The following is a 1,084-nucleotide window of genomic DNA, read 5'->3' as shown; positions in this document are numbered from 1 at the left end:
TTCAGGAACTCTTGGAATTGTGTTTGCTGCATGACGATGGTTCCAATTACACGACAGAAGCCGGTGCTCAGAAGTATAGTTCATGCACCAACATGTATTGTGAACAGAGCCGTCCAGTCCCTGACTATATCCATTATCTCATTTTTGACTGGTTCACTGAGTGTAAATCCTTGTGACTTCATTATCCTCCGTGCTTCATCTTTATCTTTTTTTCTTACTGCAGCAATTAGATCCTTAATCTTTTGCTCATGATTAACTGTTGCAATTTGTTGAGGCTGTTCTGTTGAACTTCCAGCTTTTTTCTCCGGCTGTTCAAGTGGAGGTGTTGCTTTTACTACTAGCTGTTGCAACTGTGCAACTACCACCCTCATTTCTGGTAGCTGTTGCATGCCCTGAATCGCTGTATTCAAAACATTCAAGGTTATAGAACCTATTGATAAACCACATTGATTCAATTGAGATACCATGTCGTAATTACCCGTTGAAGCAGCCGTGAAAAGTAAAGCTTGCAGGCTATCAACCTTATCTTCGGGGATTCTTATTCCCATATCAAACAATAACCTGGCTGTGTCTAATTCCTGTTGATACATAGCATTTACCAGTGCATTTGATAGCTGAGTTTGTATTTGCTGAGGAATTTCCAGACTACATTCTTGCACAGTTTTGATGGCTCTCCAGTTTTTTGCTGTGACAAATTCACCCAGGTTTTCATTGGTTAATATGGCTCCCAATTGATGCCATGCTTTTGCTGCATCTAATTGCCCCGCTTTTAGTGCTTTACTGAATTGAGTGTCTAGCATTCTCCTGGCTTGGTCTGAAAGTTGCTGTCTATTGAATTTTGACTGGCAGGAGCTTGCCGACCGGTAATTCCCGTTTGTAATATAGCGCTCATAAATAACTTTAGGATCACGACAGACTTCTAGTTGTTGCTCTAATTGAGCAAGCATGCTCCTGCCATATTTACTCTTGGCATTTTCTTTGGCCTCCTTCAGCTTTTCTATAGTTTCTCCTGATTACCACTGTAAGTCAGCCAGCTTAAGAAGCCTTTCTGGCATTGGGCACGTACGTGCTGCCATGTAGCCAA

General features: G+C 41.7%; 1 protein-coding gene. It reads right to left on the bottom strand.

The window, feature by feature from the left end:
- Positions 1-80: 80 nt before the first annotated feature.
- The gene (locus tag QMA35_RS21770; protein ID WP_281649228.1) at positions 81-947 is read right to left on the bottom strand and encodes a hypothetical protein; all 867 of its coding nucleotides are present in this window, start codon (positions 945-947) and stop codon (positions 81-83) included.
- Between the last annotated feature and the right edge of the window lie 137 nt (positions 948-1,084).

Origin of the sequence: Parendozoicomonas sp. Alg238-R29, assembly GCF_947331445.1 — a bacterium.
Lineage (GTDB): Bacteria > Pseudomonadota > Gammaproteobacteria > Pseudomonadales > Endozoicomonadaceae > Sansalvadorimonas.
Note: the sequence above shows the minus strand (reverse complement) of the source record. Positions and strands in the feature narration are given on the sequence as shown.